Source organism: Methylobacterium sp. 142-1Y (assembly GCF_057747795.1).
This window is the reverse complement of sequence record NZ_CM173224.1, coordinates 1,438,394-1,454,176: the sequence shown is the minus strand read 5'-3', so window position 1 is coordinate 1,454,176 and position 15,783 is coordinate 1,438,394. Positions and strand designations below refer to the sequence as shown.

Genomic DNA, 15,783 nt, shown 5'->3' with positions numbered 1-15,783 from the left:
CAAGAGGCGAAAATCACGGGGAGGATGCAACCTTGGATGAGACCGGCGCCAGGATCGTGTCATCGCAGGGTCCGGGTCACGCCCGGGTGGCCCGGGCGCTCGGCACCGGCATCGTCGCCGGGCAGTTTCCCGAAGGCGCCGTGCTCCCGGCCGAGCCGGTGCTGCTCGCGCGCTTCGGCGTGTCGCGCACCGTCCTGCGCGAGGCGATCAAGACCCTGTCGGGCAAGGGGTTGCTGGAGACCCGCACCCGGGTCGGGACGCGGGTGCGCGAGCGGGCGGCCTGGAACCTGTTCGACCGCGACGTGCTGGCCTGGACCCTCGATGCCGGGATCGACCGGCGCTTCCTGCGCGACCTCGCCGAGATCCGCCTGGCGATCGAACCGGCGGCGGCGGCGCTCGCGGCCGAGCGCCGGACCGACGGCGACGTCGAGGCCCTCGAGGCCTGCGTCGCCGCGATGCGCGCGGCACCCGGCCTCGATCCGGCCTTCGCGAGCGCCGACCTCGCCTTCCACCTCGCGCTGGCGGACGCGTCCGGCAACCTCTTCATGCATTCCGTCGGCGCCGTGACCGAGGCCGCCCTCGACGTGGTCTTCCGGATGAGCCGGCCGACCGACCCGCACGCGCACGAGACATCCTGGCGCGCCCATGCGGCGATCGCGGCGGCGATCCGCGCCGGCGACCCCGCTGCCGCCGCCCGGGCGACCAAGGTGGTGGTGCGCGACGGGCTCCGGAACGGCGCCGCGGCGGTGGAGACTGCCGGCCCCGCGCCCTACCCTAGTGCCGGCCCGATGCCGCCGGCCAAATCCCGTGAGGAATCCGGTCCCGTGAGGAATCGTTCATGAGCACCCGAGATCCCGTCCCCGTCGGCACGATGCCGGACGGCAGCCCGATCCTCGAAGCGCGGCTGGAGGGCGACGGGCTGGGGGTGGCGATCCTGAGCCTGGGGGCGGTGCTCCGCCGGCTCGACTTCCACGGACACCCGATGGTGCTCGGTCGCGACGATCCTCACGACTACGTGGAAAAGACCCCGCAATTCGGCGCGACCGTCGGGCGCTTCGCCAACCGCATCGCCGGCGGGCGCTTCACCCTCGACGGCGTGGCCTACGACCTGCCCCGCAACGAGGCCGGCCGCACCCACCTGCATGGCGGCGCGGCCGGGTTCTCGCGCCGCAACTGGACCTTCGCGGAGGTGGGGGCGCGCAGCCTGACGCTCACCTACCGCGCCGGGGACGGCGAGGAGGGCTATCCTGGCGCGCTCGACGTCACCTGCACCTACGCCATCACCGGCTCGGGCACCTTGCGCGCCACCCTGACGGCGCGGACGGACAAGCCGACCCTCGTCAACCTGACGAACCACAGCTACTTCAACCTGAAGCTGCCGCCCACTGGCTTTCCGGCCCCGTCGATCGACGACCACGTGATCGCAATCCCGGCCGATGCCTACCTGCCGGTCGACGAGGCGCAGATTCCCACGGGCACGATCGCCCCGGTCGCCGGCACGCCCTTCGACCTGCGCCAGCCGACGCGCATCGGCGCCCGAGCCTTCGATCACGCCTTCGTGCTCGGGCGCGAGACCGTCGCCGAGCCGCGGCCGGTCGCCCGGGTGACGGCGGCAGGCAGCGACGTGGCGCTGACAGTGCTGGCGACGGCGCCTGCCGTGCAGTTCTACGACGGCACCCAGCTCCCCAAGGCGGGCCTGGGCTATGCCGCCCGCACGGCCTTCTGCCTCGAACCCGAGGCCTATCCCGACGCGCCGAACCATCCGGACTTCCCGAGCGCCGTGTTGCGCCCCGGCGAGACCTACCGCCAGATCATCGAGTACCGCTTCACCCGGGAGACGCCCCGATGAGCGGCTGGGCCGGGATCTTCTGCGACCGCGCCTGCATCCTCGGCGAGGGGCCGGCGGCGCATCCCGGCCTCGGCCGGCTCTACTGGCTCGATATCCTCGGCCAGCACCTGTGCGAGCGGCCGTTCGAGGGCGGGAGCACCATCCTGCACGACCTGCCGGTGATGGCCTCGATGGTGGCGCGGGTCGACGATCACACCCTGCTGCTCGGCGCCGAGGACGGCCTGTACCTGCGCGATATCGCCAGCGGGCGGATGCGGCTCCTCACGCCGCTGGAAGCTGATCGGTCCGAGACCCGCTCCAACGACGGAAGGGTCCATCCGAGCGGCGCCCTCTGGCTCGGCACGATGGGCAAGGAGGCCGAAAAGGGCCTCGGCGCGATCTACTGGTTCTTCCGCGGCGAGGTCCGGACGCTGTTCTCCGGCCTCACCATCCCGAACGCCATCGCGTTCTCGGCCGACGGCACGAGCGCGATCTTCGCCGATTCGGAGGCCGGGACGATCTGGCGCGTCGCCACCGATCCGGCGACCGGCCTGCCGGTCGGCGATCGCCGGGTCTTCGTCAACATCCCGGCCTCCGAGGGCGCGCCGGACGGCGCAGTGATCGACGAAGAGGGCCTGGTCTGGAACGCCCGCTGGGGTGGGGCCAGTCTCGACGCCTATGCCCCCGATGGGAAACGGGTGCGCAGCATCGCCATGCCGGCCCGCCAGGTGACCTGCCCGGCCTTCATCGGGCCGGAGGCCGACACCCTGGTGGTCACCTCGGCGACGGAAGGCCTCGACCCGGGCCGGACAGACGACCTTTTCGCCGGGCGGACCTTCACCGTGCCGGTCAAGGTGAAGGGGCGGTTCGAGCCAGTGGTGTGGGTGGATTAGGTCATGACCCGCCGTGTCCTCATCACCGGCATCCTAAGAGAAGTAGGATATTTTTCTTGCCTTACTCTATTGACATCAGCAATTATAGGGAAATTTTTATTATAAAATGGATATTTTGACAATATCGGCGCTCTGAAATTCCGAATTGTTATCGGATAAACGGTATGCCTCAAAAATCCGTTCGGCCAAGGGCCTTGCAGAGATCGAGGTTGGCCCGTCAAAATCTTGATGCGCCCATAAATTTATTTCCTTAAATTCTTGAACATCTTATGAGTTTCGACAATCTCTCTCGCCAAATTTGCCAAATCCGGATATATGTCGCCCTTGCGTAACCCAGCCGCAAAAAGTTGCGTAGCCATTTTTACTGCGCACTCCGCAGGGATTACGAAAGGTATCAAAAACGCCGAATGATTCTGATGAAGATTTAGGGGTGTGCGGTCCGAATGAATCGTAAAACAACCTTGCTGAATAAAAACTCTCATATCGATGTCGTCCGCCATAACGGCAAGCACCTTTTCTTGTCTTTCTACATCGTAGAACGCGCCTTCTAGTATAAATCTACAAGTTTCTGAGGCAATCGATGGAGTCAAGCCGCCAACATCATTCACTTTTTGCGTTTCATTCAGGCCATGGGGATCTAAAACCCATAAAACGGAATCTTCCGGCTCGGCATCCATATTCTCAAGCAAATATTCCAAAGCAAAATATAAACCCACCAAGGGGGATCTACTCCAGTCCATCAGCCTCGTTGGCAGCCCATAATGCCTCATCAACACCAACCACTGAGCAATATTATCGAATTCCGGAGCCTTCGAAGTTCGTATAACGGCTCGCGAGCGGAACCTGTGACTAAAATTCCTTTCGTCTACAGGGTCGTAATCTCGGAAAACAGAAGGATCTACGTTCCACGAAAGTTTTCTATGCCCTCTGTACCAAGGAATTGATCCGCGAGTGGCGCCCAGATTTATAGAATGATCGAGCATTTCGCCTATGGAGCGAATTTCAATAGGATCGATGTTCGATACCAATCCTTCGAATGACATAATATTCTCCTTTGAAATTATTTCTGCCCTAGAATACCGCGTATCTCGAAAAAATACAACAACAAGCGCTCAAAAAATATGAGGTGAAATATAAGTTTTTATTCACAAAATATATTTTACACTCCAGTATTCCAATCATTTAAATATGCGTGAATTCAATTTGCATGGAACACCGTATACATCTCCACCGCCTCCCGCTCCGCCCGCAATGCATTCACCGGCTCCTCCGGATCGGCAACCCCCAAAGCCATCCCGCACACCACCATCTCGCTCCCCGGAATCCCGAGTTCCTCTCGCACCACCCCGGGATAGCTCGCGATCGCCGCCTGAGGGCAGGTATCGAGGCCGCGGCCGCGGGCGGCGAGCATCAGGGTCTGGAGGAACATGCCGGTATCAAGCCAGCTGCCCTGCTCCAGGTCGCGGTCGATGGTGAAGACGAGGCCGACGGGGGCGCCGAAGAACGTGAAGTTGCGCCCCATCTGGCGCTTGGCGCCCTCCCGGTCGCCCTTCTCGATCCCGGCGAGCCCGTAGAGTTGCCAGCCGAGCGCCCGGCGCCGGCCGAGATAGGGCTCGCGCCAGGTCACCGGATAATACTCGTACTCGCGGGCCTCCGGTTCGTCGCTCTGATGAGCGGCCGAGAGGGCATTGGTGAGGCGCCGCAGGGCGTTGCCCGTGACGACATGGACCTTCCAGGGCTGGATGTTGCTGCCGCTCGGCGCCCGGCCGGCGAGCGCGATCAGGTCGCGGAGCGTCGCCTCCGGCACCGGATCGGGCCGGAACGCCCGGACGCTGCGCCGGCTCACGATCGCCGCTTCGACCGCGTTGCGCTCGGTCATGGTCGTCTCCCCCCATTCAGATCGTCGTCGGCGTGGCCGGCGCCGACGGAGCGAACCACCCTAGCCGCCCTCGCCCCGCGCGCCACCTGCCGGGGGCGATCCGTGAAGATCACACTGGGGAGACGACCGAGCCCCGGCGGCCGCTCGCGTGGCGGCCGGGGCTCGGGATCACGGCGAGCGGGGGCGACCCGACCGATCCTCTCTCACGCCGCCTCTTCCGGTTCGTCCGCCGGGGTATGGGCGACGAGTCAGTCGGGGGCGATCCGGCCGATCCCGTCGTGATCGACGCCGAGACGGTCGGCGGCCTCCGGCGCCTCGTAGACCATGCGCAGGCGGATCGCCGGGTGTTTTGCGGCGAACTGCCGGGCCTGCACGGCCATGGCATGGACCCGTCCGTTCAGCGCCCCGTGGACGTACCAAGTCGGCCGCTCCGGCATCTCGGCGCAGATCGTCTCCCGCCGCGCCGGTTCGTCGGACATTGCTCCCGGCCATGGCTCGCGCCGCCGTCACCCGCGTCGCACCGGCCGCCGGTCCTGCGGCGTGTAGTCGATCGTCGTGAAGCTGCCGCCCTGGAGGGTACGGGCGACCGGATCGAGGGGGTTCTCCTGGCCTAAGATCTCCTCGGCCCAATCCTCCGCCGACTGCGTCGGGCGGTAGCCGATCGCGGCCGCGGCCTGACTGTTGTCCCAGTAGCTGCGCGGGTTGTTCGAGGCACCCCAGACCGCGACGTAGCCGGGGATCGGCGCCGCGATGCTGCGCAGGACCAGTTGGCCGAGGTCGTCGTGACCGAGCCAGGTCGAGAGATGGCGGAACTCCGTCGGGCGCGGCAGGGCGCTGCCGATGCGCAGCGCCACCCCCTCGATGCCGTGCCGGTCCCAGTACATCCGGCCCATCAGCTCGCCCCAGGCCTTGCTCAGGCCATAGGCGCCGTCGGGCCGGAACGGCGCATCGATCGCGAGCCGCTCGTCCACCGAATGCATGCCGAAGGCGTGGTTGGAACTGGCGAAGACGATTCGGCGCACGCCGTGGCGGCGCGCGCCCTCGTAGACGGCCTGCAGAGCCACGAGGTTGTTGTCGATCACCTCCGGCAGGGGTTTCTCGACGCTGGTGCCGGCCATGTGGACCAGCACGTCGGTATCTGCAAGCAGCCGGTCGACGGCCTCGGCGTCGCGCAGGTCGCCGGTGGTGACGGTCTCGGCGTCGGAGAGCGGCGTCAGCGCCGTCGGCCCGCCGCCGGAGCGCAGGACGTGGCCGGCCGCCAGCAGCCGCGGCCGCAGCACCGCCCCGATCTGCCCGCCCGCCCCCGACAGGGCGACCCGGATCCCCGCTGCCTCGCTCATGATTCCTCCCGTATCATCGTTGGTGCGCGCTCGAAGCGGCGCGAGCTCGACGCTCATCATCGGCGAGCGGCGGCCCGCCGTCGAGGCGCTCCCGCTTGCATCGGACGGCTCCTCCCGCATAGCTCCGCCGCCAAGAACCCGAGACGCAAGGAGGAACGCCGCATGTGGACGCCGACGATCCGGTATCCCGACCCCGCCATCGAGGTCATCGACCCGTCCTTTGCCCGCTACCGGGTGTTCAGCGCCGGAATCGAGCGCCTCGCCACCGGTTGCCGCTGGAGCGAGGGCCCGGTCTGGTTCGGCGACGGGCGCACCCTCCTGTGGAGCGACATCCCCAACAACCGCATCCTGCGCTTCGACGAGGAGACCGGCGCGGTCTCGGCCTTCCGCAAGCCGTCGAACTTCGCCAACGGCAACACCCGCGACCGCCAGGGCCGCCTCGTCACCTGCGAGCATGGCGGGCGGCGGGTGACGCGCACGGAGTACGACGGCAGCATCACGGTGCTCGCCGATGCTTACGAGGGCAAGCGCCTCAACTCGCCGAACGACGTGGTCGTGGCCTCCGACGGCGCGGTCTGGTTCACCGATCCGCCCTTCGGCATCCTCGGCAACTACGAGGGCGAGCGGGCCGAGCCGGAACTGCCGCAGAACGTCTACCGCCTCGACCCGGTCACGGGCCTGCTCACCGCCGCGGCGACCGACCTCGCCGGACCGAACGGCTTGTGCTTCTCCCCCGACGAATCGATCCTCTACCTCGTCGAGTCGCGGGCGCAGCCGAACCGCCGCATCCTCGCCTTCGACGTCTCAGGGGGACGGCTCAGCAACCAGCGCGTCCACATCGATGCCGGCCCCGGCACGCCGGACGGCTTCCGCTGCGACACCGACGGCAACCTCTGGTGCGGCTGGGGCATGGGCGACGACGCCCTCGACGGGGTGATGGTGTTCAACCCGGAAGGCACCCTGATCGGCCGCATCCGCCTGCCCGAGCGCTGCGCCAACCTCTGCTTCGGCGGCCGCCACCGCAACCGGCTGTTCATGGCGGCGAGCCAGTCGCTCTACGCGGTCTACGTCGATGCGCAGGGCGTGGCCGGGGGGTGAGCCCGGCCACACCGAGGCGGGGTCGCTAAACCCGCCGCCCCGCAGCCACCAGGCACATGAGCTCGAACAGCACCTGCGCGGCGCATTGCGCCGTGTTGCTGGTCGGATCGTATTGCGGCGCCACCTCGACCACGTCGCCGCCGACGAAGTTCAGCCCAGCGAGCCCGCGCAGCAGTTCCAGCACCTCGCGGGGCGTGAGCCCGCCCATCTCCGGCGTGCCGGTGCCCGGGGCGAAGCCGGGATCGAGGCTGTCGACGTCGAAGGAGAGATAGGTCGGGCCGTCGCCCGCGACCTCGCGGGCCCGGGCGATCACGGCGGGAAGCCCGAGCTGCGGCACCTCCTCGGCGTGGATCACGGTCATGCCGGAGACGTACGAGAACTCCCACAGGTACTCGGCGCCGCCGCGGATGCCGATCTGGATCGTGCGCGCCGGATCGAGCACGCCGTCGAGCACCGCTTGGCGGAAGGGCCCGCCATGGTGGAACTTCGAGCCCTCGTAGACGCCGCCGGTGTCGCAATGGGCGTCGATGTGGATCATGCCCACTGGCCGGTCGGCACCGACCGCCCGCAAGGTGGCGCGGCTGATCGAGTGGTCGCCGCCCACCGCCAGCGGCACCACGCCGGCCTTCACCACGGTGGCGAAGAACGCCTCGATGTCCTCGTGGCAGCTCTCGAGGGAGAAGCGGCTGCGGAACGGCACGTCGCCGATATCGGCCGCCTTCAGCTCCGCCGCCGGCGTCATCCGCAGCACGTGCTCGTAGGGGCCGATGCGCTCCACCGCCCGCACCGCCCGCGGCCCGTGGCGGGCGCCGGCCCGGTTGGTGACGCCGAGATCCATCGGCACGCCGATCAGCGCCACGTCGAGGCCGCCGAAATCGGGGAGCGCCGCGGCCTCGGGGCGGTAGGGCAGGCCGAGGAAGGTCGCGACATCGGCGAACGGCCATTTGCGCCGGTCGCTCTCGCTGAATTGCTGACGCGCCGCCTTGGCGAAATCCGGGTCGTCGATGTCGCCGCCGGTCGCGTCGAGATAGCGGGCGCGAAGGGCCGCGAGCTTGGCCTGATCCATAGGTGCTCCGGTCGTGGGGCCCGCCAGGGCGCGCGGGCACGGCACTCGGGGGGTCGGCCTACGAGGGCCCCGGCGCGCCCGGCGTGCCCTCGGCCCGCGCCACCCGGCCGCGACAAGAGCGCAGGCCGGCCATGCTGGCAAGCCCGTTGTCCCTGCGGGTACCGGCGGGCCAGGACACGGGCATCAGGACACCGTCATCCGCTTATCCGCCGCCGAGATCGTGAAGGCCGCCATCGATGGGCGACATCCTCCCCGACGCCCCTCCGGGCCCCCGTCCCCGCCGCCGACGGGCCGGCCCGATCCTTGCGCCCATCCTTGCTCCCGTCCTTGCTTTCCTGGCCCCCACCTGGCCCGGCGTCTGGCTGCTCGCGGGCGCCCATCTCCTGGCCTTCGCGGACCGGTTCATCGCCGCCCTGGTCGCCCCGGCGATCAAGGCGGATCTAGGCTTGAGCGATTTCGAACTCGGCCTCGCCCAGGGCACCGCCTTCGTGGCGGCTTACGCGGTCGCCTCGCTCGGTGCCGGCCCCCTGGTCGACCGCGTCCACCGCCCGCGCCTGATCGCGGCCGGAATCCTGGTCTGGAGCCTCGCCTCCCTGGCTTGCGGGCTGGCGACCGACCTCGCCGAGTTCGTCCTCGCCCGGCTGATGCTCGGCCTCGGCCAGGCCGCCCTCACCCCGGCCGCCCTCGCGCTCATCGCCACGCACCAGAGGCGGGGCCGGATCGGGCACGGCGTCGCGCTCTACACCGCCGGCGCGGTCCTGGGGCGCGGCACGGCCCTGGTGCTCGGCGGCGGGCTCCTCGCCCTCCTGCCGGCGATGGTGCCGGTGCTCGGCCTCGCCGCGCCGGTCGCGGCCTGGCGGGTGCTGTTCGTCCTCAGCACCGTGCCGAACCTGATCCTCATGACCGTGCTGCTGCGGCTCGACGATCCCGGCCGCGGCGGCAAGCGGCGTCCCTCGCGGGCGCGGGTCGGGCCGTGGCTCGCCCGCCATGCCGGGGCCTACGCCGCCCTCATGGTCGCGGGGGCCGCCGTGACCCTGGTGGTGCAGACCACCAATGCCTGGGCGGTCACGCTGCTGGTGCGGCGCTTCGGCCTGCCGCTCTCCTCGGCCGGGATGCTGTTCGGGTTCGTGGTGGCGGTTGCCGCGCCGCTCGGCCAGATCGCCGGCGGGCGCCTCCTCGACCGCGGAGCCAAGCGGATCTCGCAAACGTGGCCGCTGGTTTCGCGACGAGAACCTGCGACACGACAAGAACCTCGGCGGATGAAGCGTCGGCCTGCCGACGCAAGTCCGCCGAGGCGCCGCCTGTCCGGCGGACGGCCGCTGCTCGGCGTCCTCGTCGGGACGCCGCCGCTCTTGAGCGTCGTCTGCCTCGCGGACAGCCTTCCCCTCGCGGCGGCTTCCCTCGCGGCCCTGGTCTTCTGCCTCGGCATCGGCTCGGTGGCGGCGCTCGCAGGCCTGCAGATCATGACGCCGCGGTCCCTGCGCGGCCGCGTCACGGCCCCGTTCATGGCCGGCGTCACGCTGGCGGGCTTCGGGCTCGGCCCGCCGCTCGTCGGCTTCCTGGCCGACCGCGTCTTCGGCGAGGCCGGGCTCGGCCGCGCGCTCCTGGCGACCTGCTCTCTGGCCTATGCGTTAGGAATCATTGCCCTTCTGCTGGGAGCGCCCTACCTTAAGGGCACTGGGGCGAGACCCGGGACCGGACAGGCGCGGGCCGCCCGCTGAGCGGGTCCGCGAGCGCGATGGATACGATCACCCTCGAGCCGAGCCCATCGGGCCGGACCCATGACGATCAGGCCCAGGACGACCGGGTCCAAGACGACCGGGCCCACGACGACGCCTTCGAGGCCTATCGCGCGCTCTATAGCGGCGGGGCCGACGTCGAGCGGCTGGCCGACCCCTCCGGCGGTTCCTTCACCGGCCGATTGCGGATCGAGGTCGTGGCCCACCGGCTGCCGCGGATGCTGCTCTTCGACCGCCGGCTGGCCGGCGTCTCGCATGCCCGGGCGCCGCGACGGGTCGCCCGCGACGGCTTCGACCACGTCACCCTCCACCTCGTCCTGTCGGGCAGCATGATGCTGGAGGTGCCCGGCGCGATCCGTCGGGTCGAGGCCGGGAGCTTGGCCCTGTTCGACCTCACCCGGCCGCAGCGCACCTGGACCGAAGGCGCGCGCATCGTCACCGCGGCAATCGCCCGCGACCGGTTCGACGCCGCGGCGCTGGACGGCCTCGACCTGCACGGCCTGGTCCTCGGCCCGCGCGAGGCCGGGCTGGTCATCGACTTCGCGCGCTCGCTCGCCGCGCATGCGGTCGCCCTGACACCGGAGATCGCCGCCGCCGCGACCGAGTCGCTGTGCCTGATGCTCGGCGCCACCCTGGCCACCTTGCGCGACAGGCATGCGCCGCTGGCACCGCCGGTCGCGGGCAGCCGCGCCCGCGCCCGCGCCCTCGCCTATATCGAGCGGCATCTCGCGGATCGCGACCTCACCACGGCGGCGATCGCGGCCGGGGCCGGCGTGTCGCGCAGCGTGCTCTACCGATTGTTCGAGCCGGTGGGCGGCGTCGCCCGGTTCGTGCAGCAGCAGCGCATTGCGCGCCTGCGCCGCGCGCTGTCCCGGGCCGACGAGGAGCGCAGCATCGACGAACTCGCGAGCGCCGCCGGCTTCACCTCGCCGAGCCATGCCGGTCGGCTGTTCCGTGACGCGTTCGGCATCCCGCCCGGGGAATACCGGCGCTCCTTGCGCACCGGGTCCTCCCCGGCCTCGATCGTCCCGGTCGGCGCGCCGCAGCGGAGGCTCGCGGCGGGCCCGCCGATCGGCCTCGCGGCCTGGCACGGCGAGCTCCTGTGATGCGGTCCCGTGAACGGCGCGGCCGGCCCCCGCCGGCCGCGCCGGACGATCACGCCTTGCGCGGACGGCCGCGCTTGGCGGTCTTGGTGTCGGCCGGCTCCTTCACGACGGCATCCGACGCGGCGCGCTTGGCGGCGGCGGCGACGTTGCGGCCCCGGCCCAGCCCGATGCTCTTGGCGAGCTCCGAGCGCTGGGCGGCGTAGTTGGCGGCGACCATCGGGTAGTCGTGCGGCAGGCCCCACTTGCGGCGGTACTCCTCGGGGGTGAGCCCGCGGGTCGACAGGTGGCGCTTGAGCGACTTGTACTGCTTCCCGTCCTCGAGGCTGATCAGGTAGTCCGGGGTCACCGTCTTCTTGATCGGCATCAGCGGCACGGGCTTCTCGGCCTCCTTGGCGGCCGGCTGGCCGAGGGAGACGAAGGCGCTGTGCACGGTGCCGATCAGGCTGGCGAGGTCGGCAGCCGGAACGGAGTTGTTGGCGACGTAGGCCGATACGACGTCAGCGGCGAGGGCGACGAAATCGACCTCCTGGACCAGATCTTCTTGCGACACGGAGAATCATCCTAACTTACGCGCCCGTTCGACGGGCTTATGTGCGATATCGGGCATTGCACCACGGTTTCAACCCATCCTCGCGCATGCACCCATGAATTTCCCACAGATGCTTTTGATAATCGGGCACGCCTGCCATCGCGCAACGGCTTCATGGGGAATTCGGAGATGCACCCAAGCCTTGCGCCGTCCGGAGCCTAGACGCCCCCCTACTCTGCAACGAAGCTCGGACCGGCGGATCGCGGGCGGAAGAATGAGCACAAATAGCTCAGGAGCGTCGAGTCACCGGCGTGAAATCTCGCATACCGCCCTTTCCATGGCGTCGGACTTGCACTAACGCCGACGCACGACCGGCGAGCGCCGCATGCCCTTCAACTCCCTGCCGTTCCTGCTGCTGTTCCTGCCGGTGGCGCTCGGGCTGCACGCGCTCTGCATCGCCCGGCGGCCGGGCTGGCGCGTCGCCTGGCTGGCCTTGCTGTCCTTCGCCTTCTACGGCTGGTGGGACCGGCTTTTCGTGCCGCTGCTGGCGGTGTCCGTCGCGCTCAACTGGCTCGCCGGCGAGGCCTATCTCAGGAGCGGACGCGGCGCGATCCTCACCGTCGCCATCGTCCTCGATCTCGGGCTGCTCGGCCTCTACAAGTATCTCGGCTTCTTCGCCGGCTTGGTCGACGCCGTCACCGGCGCGGATCTGAAGCTCGTCTCCCTGGCCCTGCCGCTCGGCATCTCGTTCTTCACCTTCCAGCACATCGCCTACCTGGTCGATCTGCGGCGCGGCACGGCGGAGCGGATGGGGCTCGCCGAGTACACGGTCTACGTCGCGTTCTTCCCCCGCGTGATCGCCGGTCCCCTGGTGCGGCCGTCCGAACTCGTCGGCCAGTTGCGCGTCCCCGAATCGTCCTCCGCCGACCGCGCCGCAAGCGGCCTGATGCTTCTCACGGCCGGCCTCGCCAAGAAGGTGTTTCTCGGCGACGGGCTCGGGTCATACGTCGATCCGCTCTGGGCCGCCGCCGCTGCCGGCGGGCAGCCTGATCTCGCCACCGCCGCGCAAGCGACGATCGGCTACGCGCTCCAGCTCTATTTCGACTTCTCGGGCTATACCGACATGGCGCTCGGCCTCGCGCTCCTGTTCGGCATCGTCCTGCCGGAGAACTTTCGCGCGCCGTACCGGGCGGTCTCGATCCAGGATTTCTGGCGCCGCTGGCACGTCACCCTGTCGCTGTTCCTGCGCGACTACCTCTACATCCCGTTCGGCGGCAGCCGGCACGGCGTGCCGCGCCAGATCCTGGCGCTCTTCGCCACCATGGCGCTCGGCGGGCTGTGGCACGGGGCGGGGCTCACCTTCGTGGCCTGGGGCGCGGCGCACGGGATCGCGCTGGGCCTCCACGTGCTGTGGCGCCGCGCCGGTCTCGCCCTGCCGGAGGCGGCGGGTTGGCTCGCGACCTTCACCTTCGTCTGCCTCGCCTGGGTGCCGTTCCGGGCTCCGGATTTCACCACCGCGCTCAGCCTCTATCGCGGGCTCCTCGGCCTCGGTACCGAGAGTGGCGGCACCGCCGCGTTCTGGCCCCTCGCCACTGGTGCCGCGGCGCTCGCCATCCTCGGTCCCACCGCCCGCGAGGCGGTGGAGCGCCTGATCCCTCGGGCATGGGCCGCCGCAGCTACCGCCCTGCTCATGGCCGCGATCCTGCTCCAGGTCGGCAACGATGCCAACCAGGCCTTCATCTATGCCCGCTTCTAAGGTCCCCAGCAGGTTTCGCAACAGTGGCCGCCGGTTTTGCGAAAGGAACCTGCGACACGATGAGAAGCCAAGCGGACGAAGCGTTGGCGTGCCACCGCAAGTCTGCTTGGCCCGCCGCTTCCTGGCGCTGACGGCCCTGTTCCTGGCGCTCCTCGTCGCCGGAGTGGCGGGCCGGGTGATCTGGTTCGACGCCTACTGGGTCTTTCGCCAGGACCCGCCCTGGCGGGCGGCGACCGGGGGCAACAGCCGCCTCCTCGACCGCCAGACCCGCCGGGCCAAGGTGCTGCAGGCGCTGACGCGGCCCTACGACCTCGCGCTGATCGGCTCCTCGACGGTCTATCACGGCCTCGATCCCGCCGACGTCACGGCTCTCGCACCGAGCCGGGTGTTCAATGCCGGCATCTCGGCGATCATCGCCACGGAGCTGCCGGTGATCGCCGCCATCGTCGCCTCCCGGGGCCCGGCGCGGGCGACGCTCGGGCTCGACTACTACATGTTCTCCCGCCCCAGCGTGCCGGTGCATCTCGACGAGGCGCTGGCGACACCGAGCGGCCGGCTCGCCGCCCTGATGGGGAGCGTGCTCGGCCGCTACGCGCTGACCGACAGCCGGCTCGCGGCGGTCGCGGGCGGCGACGATCCGGGCGCCTGGACCCGAATGGGTTTTCGCATCACTCCGCCGCTCCCCGCAGAACTGACCCTGGAGAACGACGCCACGCGCCGGCGCACCACCGCGCCGTTCCGGCCCGAGACCCTGGCGGGCCTCGCGCTCGCGCTGGACCGGCTCTCCGGCCTCGATCTGACGATCTACCTGTCGCCGGTGAGCGACGCGCAGCGGCGGGTGCTCGCCGCGCTCGGGCTCACCGACGATTTTTCGCGGTGGCGCGAGGCGGTGATGCACCTCTGCGCCGCCCGCGGCCGGCCGGTCCTCGACCTCACCGCCCTCGGCGATCCCTACCCGTTCGATCCGGCGCAAGGCTCGACCCCGGCCTGGCTCGACAACCTGCACTACACGCCGCTGATCGGCCGCCAGGTGCTGGAGCGGCTGGGCTTGCGGCGGGTGGCGGGGCGGTGAGGGGTCGGGAGCCTCACCCCACCGACATCGTGAGCGGCGGCTGCACCTCCGCCGGCAAGGGCGACACGTAGCCCTCCGCCCCCGTCCGGGCCCTGAGATCCGCCTTCGCAGCCTCGCGCAGTGCCCCATCGGTGGCGAGCCGCGCGCCCAATGCCGCCATGGCTTTGGCCACCTGCACCATCGCCTTGTGGGCGGCCGGCGTCTTGCCCTGCGCCACCACCTGCCAGGTGTGGAACGGGGTGCCCACCGCCACCGTCGGCGCATGGGCCTGGACGGTCGGCACCACCCAGCTCACGTCGCCGACATCGGTCGAGCCGATCGCCGGGTTGCGGCGGGCATCGAGCGGCACCAGGAAGTCGGCGAGGGGCGCCTCCGTCACCGGCAGCCCGATGGTGCGATAGACCGCCGCGATGTCCTGCGGGGAAAGCGTGCCCTGGATCTCACGAGCGAAGGCGCGGTCGGCCTCGTCGAAATGGGGCGTGCCGAGGTCCTCCATCACCCCGTGCAGGGCCTCCTCCAGGGCCGTGTTCCCGACGAGGTTCGAGACCGCGCTGACGACGCGCATCTCCATGGTGGTCTCGGTCATCAGCGCCGCGCCCTCGGCGATCTTGCGCACCCGGGCGACGAGGTCGCGCATGCCGGGCAGGTCGCGGGCGCGGATCGAGTAGCGCACGCGGGCATGGGCCTGGACGACGTTGGGGGCGATGCCGCCGGTCTCGAGATAGGCGTAATGCACCCGCGCGTCGCTCGGCATGTGCTCGCGCATGTAGTTGACGCCGACATTCATCAGTTCGACCGCATCGAGGGCCGAGCGCCCGAGATGCGGGGCGGCGGCGGCATGCGCGGCGCGGCCGGTGAACACGAAATCGGCCCGGGTGTTGGCGAGCGAGAGCGGCGGCGCGACCTCCCAGAAGCTCGACGGGTGCCAGGTGACGGCGGCGTCCGCATCCGAGAACAGGCCCTCGCGCACCATGAAGGCCTTGGCGGCCCCGCCTTCCTCGGCCGGGCAGCCGTAATAGCGCACGCGGCCCGGCAGCCCCTGCTCGGCGAGCCAGTCCTTCAGGGCGGTGGCGGCGAGGAGCGCCGCCGACCCGAGCAGGTTGTGCCCGCAGCCATGGCCGTGGCCGCCGGTCTCGACGGGACTGTGCGCGGCGACGCCCGCCTCCTGGCTCAGGCCCGGCAGCGCGTCGTACTCGCCGAGGAACGCGATCACCGGACCGCCCTCCCCCGCCTCGCCGATCACCGCGGTCGGGATGCCGGCGGCGCCTTCCGTCACGCGAAAACCCTGGTGGCGCAGCTCGGCGGCATGCGCCGCGGCCGAGCGCGCTTCCGTATAGCAGACCTCCGGCATGCCCCAGACCTCGTCCGAGAGGGCGATCAGCCGGGCCTTGTGGGTGTCGACCTGGCGCCAGACGGCGTTGCGGTTGTCCATGGGGGTTCCTCCTTGCACCCGAGCCTCATGCACGGAGCCTGCCGG

At 69.8% G+C, this 15,783-nt stretch carries 16 protein-coding genes; 8 read left to right on the top strand and 8 right to left on the bottom strand.

All coding sequences use genetic code 11. The annotated features are described in order from the left end of the window. Positions 1-32: 32 nt before the first annotated feature. The 3 genes from AC3AOF_RS06760 to AC3AOF_RS06750 are packed head-to-tail and all read left to right on the top strand — an operon-like array spanning position 33 to position 2,721. On the top strand, positions 33-842 hold the full coding sequence (locus tag AC3AOF_RS06760; RefSeq protein ID WP_488348035.1) for a FadR/GntR family transcriptional regulator: 810 nt from the start codon (positions 33-35) through the stop codon (positions 840-842). After that, positions 839-1,849: an aldose epimerase family protein gene (locus AC3AOF_RS06755; RefSeq protein WP_488348034.1), complete on the top strand. Its 1,011-nt coding sequence runs from the start codon at positions 839-841 to the stop codon at positions 1,847-1,849. The genes AC3AOF_RS06760 and AC3AOF_RS06755 overlap by 4 nt, the downstream gene beginning before the upstream one ends. Then, entirely contained in the window at positions 1,846-2,721 is an 876-nt protein-coding gene (locus AC3AOF_RS06750) for an SMP-30/gluconolactonase/LRE family protein (RefSeq protein WP_488348033.1), read from the top strand. The genes AC3AOF_RS06755 and AC3AOF_RS06750 overlap by 4 nt, the downstream gene beginning before the upstream one ends. Positions 2,722-2,963: 242 nt before the next feature. Here AC3AOF_RS06750 and AC3AOF_RS06745 read toward each other — a convergent pair whose 3' ends face one another. From AC3AOF_RS06745 to AC3AOF_RS06730, 4 genes are all read right to left on the bottom strand, one after another. Further along, on the bottom strand, positions 2,964-3,764 hold the full coding sequence (locus AC3AOF_RS06745) for an FRG domain-containing protein (protein WP_488348032.1): 801 nt from the start codon (positions 3,762-3,764) through the stop codon (positions 2,964-2,966). A gap of 155 nt (positions 3,765-3,919) precedes the next feature. Then, on the bottom strand, positions 3,920-4,600 hold the full coding sequence (locus AC3AOF_RS06740) for a nitroreductase (protein ID WP_488348031.1): 681 nt from the start codon (positions 4,598-4,600) through the stop codon (positions 3,920-3,922). A 248-nt stretch (positions 4,601-4,848) separates the two neighbouring features. Further along, positions 4,849-5,079 carry a hypothetical protein gene (locus tag AC3AOF_RS06735; protein WP_488348030.1) on the bottom strand — a complete coding sequence of 77 codons (231 nt, stop codon included), beginning with the start codon at positions 5,077-5,079 and terminating at the stop codon, positions 4,849-4,851. A gap of 27 nt (positions 5,080-5,106) precedes the next feature. Next, positions 5,107-5,940, bottom strand: a complete 834-nt coding sequence (locus tag AC3AOF_RS06730; RefSeq protein ID WP_488348029.1) for an NAD-dependent epimerase/dehydratase family protein — start codon at positions 5,938-5,940, stop codon at positions 5,107-5,109. A 162-nt stretch (positions 5,941-6,102) separates the two neighbouring features. Here AC3AOF_RS06730 and AC3AOF_RS06725 point away from each other — a divergent pair, with 162 nt between their 5' ends. After that, entirely contained in the window at positions 6,103-7,038 is a 936-nt protein-coding gene (locus AC3AOF_RS06725; RefSeq protein WP_488348028.1) for an SMP-30/gluconolactonase/LRE family protein, read from the top strand. A 25-nt stretch (positions 7,039-7,063) separates the two neighbouring features. On the opposite strand, the gene speB is transcribed toward AC3AOF_RS06725, so the two are convergent. Both speB and AC3AOF_RS06715 read right to left on the bottom strand, forming a co-directional pair. After that, positions 7,064-8,104: an agmatinase gene (speB, locus tag AC3AOF_RS06720; RefSeq protein WP_236991500.1), complete on the bottom strand. Its 1,041-nt coding sequence runs from the start codon at positions 8,102-8,104 to the stop codon at positions 7,064-7,066. Positions 8,105-8,162: 58 nt separating this feature from the next. Next, on the bottom strand, positions 8,163-8,288 hold the full coding sequence (locus tag AC3AOF_RS06715; protein ID WP_272913295.1) for a hypothetical protein: 126 nt from the start codon (positions 8,286-8,288) through the stop codon (positions 8,163-8,165). Between the two features lie 52 nt (positions 8,289-8,340). Here AC3AOF_RS06715 and AC3AOF_RS06710 point away from each other — a divergent pair, with 52 nt between their 5' ends. Next, entirely contained in the window at positions 8,341-9,825 is a 1,485-nt protein-coding gene (locus AC3AOF_RS06710; RefSeq protein ID WP_236991501.1) for an MFS transporter, read from the top strand. A gap of 17 nt (positions 9,826-9,842) precedes the next feature. After that, positions 9,843-10,949: a helix-turn-helix domain-containing protein gene (locus AC3AOF_RS06705; RefSeq protein WP_488348027.1), complete on the top strand. Its 1,107-nt coding sequence runs from the start codon at positions 9,843-9,845 to the stop codon at positions 10,947-10,949. Positions 10,950-10,998: 49 nt separating this feature from the next. Here AC3AOF_RS06705 and AC3AOF_RS06700 read toward each other — a convergent pair whose 3' ends face one another. Further along, positions 10,999-11,499 carry a Ros/MucR family transcriptional regulator gene (locus tag AC3AOF_RS06700; RefSeq protein WP_236991503.1) on the bottom strand — a complete coding sequence of 167 codons (501 nt, stop codon included), beginning with the start codon at positions 11,497-11,499 and terminating at the stop codon, positions 10,999-11,001. Positions 11,500-11,863: 364 nt separating this feature from the next. On the opposite strand from AC3AOF_RS06700, the gene AC3AOF_RS06695 reads away from it, so the two are divergent. Both AC3AOF_RS06695 and AC3AOF_RS06690 read left to right on the top strand, forming a co-directional pair. Next, on the top strand, positions 11,864-13,234 hold the full coding sequence (locus tag AC3AOF_RS06695) for an MBOAT family O-acyltransferase (RefSeq protein WP_488348026.1): 1,371 nt from the start codon (positions 11,864-11,866) through the stop codon (positions 13,232-13,234). A gap of 88 nt (positions 13,235-13,322) precedes the next feature. Next, positions 13,323-14,306, top strand: coding sequence for a hypothetical protein (locus AC3AOF_RS06690; RefSeq protein ID WP_488348025.1), 984 nt, complete (start codon positions 13,323-13,325; stop codon positions 14,304-14,306). 13 nt (positions 14,307-14,319) lie between these two features. Here the strand turns inward: AC3AOF_RS06690 and AC3AOF_RS06685 are convergent, their stop codons facing one another. Next, on the bottom strand, positions 14,320-15,738 hold the full coding sequence (locus tag AC3AOF_RS06685) for an amidohydrolase (RefSeq protein WP_488348024.1): 1,419 nt from the start codon (positions 15,736-15,738) through the stop codon (positions 14,320-14,322). Positions 15,739-15,783: the final 45 nt, after the last annotated feature.

What these genes read in the sequence shown, in the direction of transcription:
- AC3AOF_RS06755 (WP_488348034.1), top strand. Translation starts at nt 839, where the DNA reads ATGAGCACCCGAGATCCCGTCCCCGTCGGCACGATGCCGGACGGCAGC.
- AC3AOF_RS06750 (WP_488348033.1), top strand. Translation starts at nt 1,846, where the DNA reads ATGAGCGGCTGGGCCGGGATCTTCTGCGACCGCGCCTGCATCCTCGGC.
- AC3AOF_RS06745 (WP_488348032.1), bottom strand. Translation starts at nt 3,764, where the DNA reads ATGTCATTCGAAGGATTGGTATCGAACATCGATCCTATTGAAATTCGC.
- AC3AOF_RS06740 (WP_488348031.1), bottom strand. Translation starts at nt 4,600, where the DNA reads ATGACCGAGCGCAACGCGGTCGAAGCGGCGATCGTGAGCCGGCGCAGC.
- AC3AOF_RS06735 (WP_488348030.1), bottom strand. Translation starts at nt 5,079, where the DNA reads ATGTCCGACGAACCGGCGCGGCGGGAGACGATCTGCGCCGAGATGCCG.
- AC3AOF_RS06730 (WP_488348029.1), bottom strand. Translation starts at nt 5,940, where the DNA reads ATGAGCGAGGCAGCGGGGATCCGGGTCGCCCTGTCGGGGGCGGGCGGG.
- AC3AOF_RS06725 (WP_488348028.1), top strand. Translation starts at nt 6,103, where the DNA reads ATGTGGACGCCGACGATCCGGTATCCCGACCCCGCCATCGAGGTCATC.
- speB (WP_236991500.1), bottom strand. Translation starts at nt 8,104, where the DNA reads ATGGATCAGGCCAAGCTCGCGGCCCTTCGCGCCCGCTATCTCGACGCG.
- AC3AOF_RS06715 (WP_272913295.1), bottom strand. Translation starts at nt 8,288, where the DNA reads ATGCCCGTGTCCTGGCCCGCCGGTACCCGCAGGGACAACGGGCTTGCC.
- AC3AOF_RS06710 (WP_236991501.1), top strand. Translation starts at nt 8,341, where the DNA reads ATGGGCGACATCCTCCCCGACGCCCCTCCGGGCCCCCGTCCCCGCCGC.
- AC3AOF_RS06705 (WP_488348027.1), top strand. Translation starts at nt 9,843, where the DNA reads ATGGATACGATCACCCTCGAGCCGAGCCCATCGGGCCGGACCCATGAC.
- AC3AOF_RS06695 (WP_488348026.1), top strand. Translation starts at nt 11,864, where the DNA reads ATGCCCTTCAACTCCCTGCCGTTCCTGCTGCTGTTCCTGCCGGTGGCG.
- AC3AOF_RS06685 (WP_488348024.1), bottom strand. Translation starts at nt 15,738, where the DNA reads ATGGACAACCGCAACGCCGTCTGGCGCCAGGTCGACACCCACAAGGCC.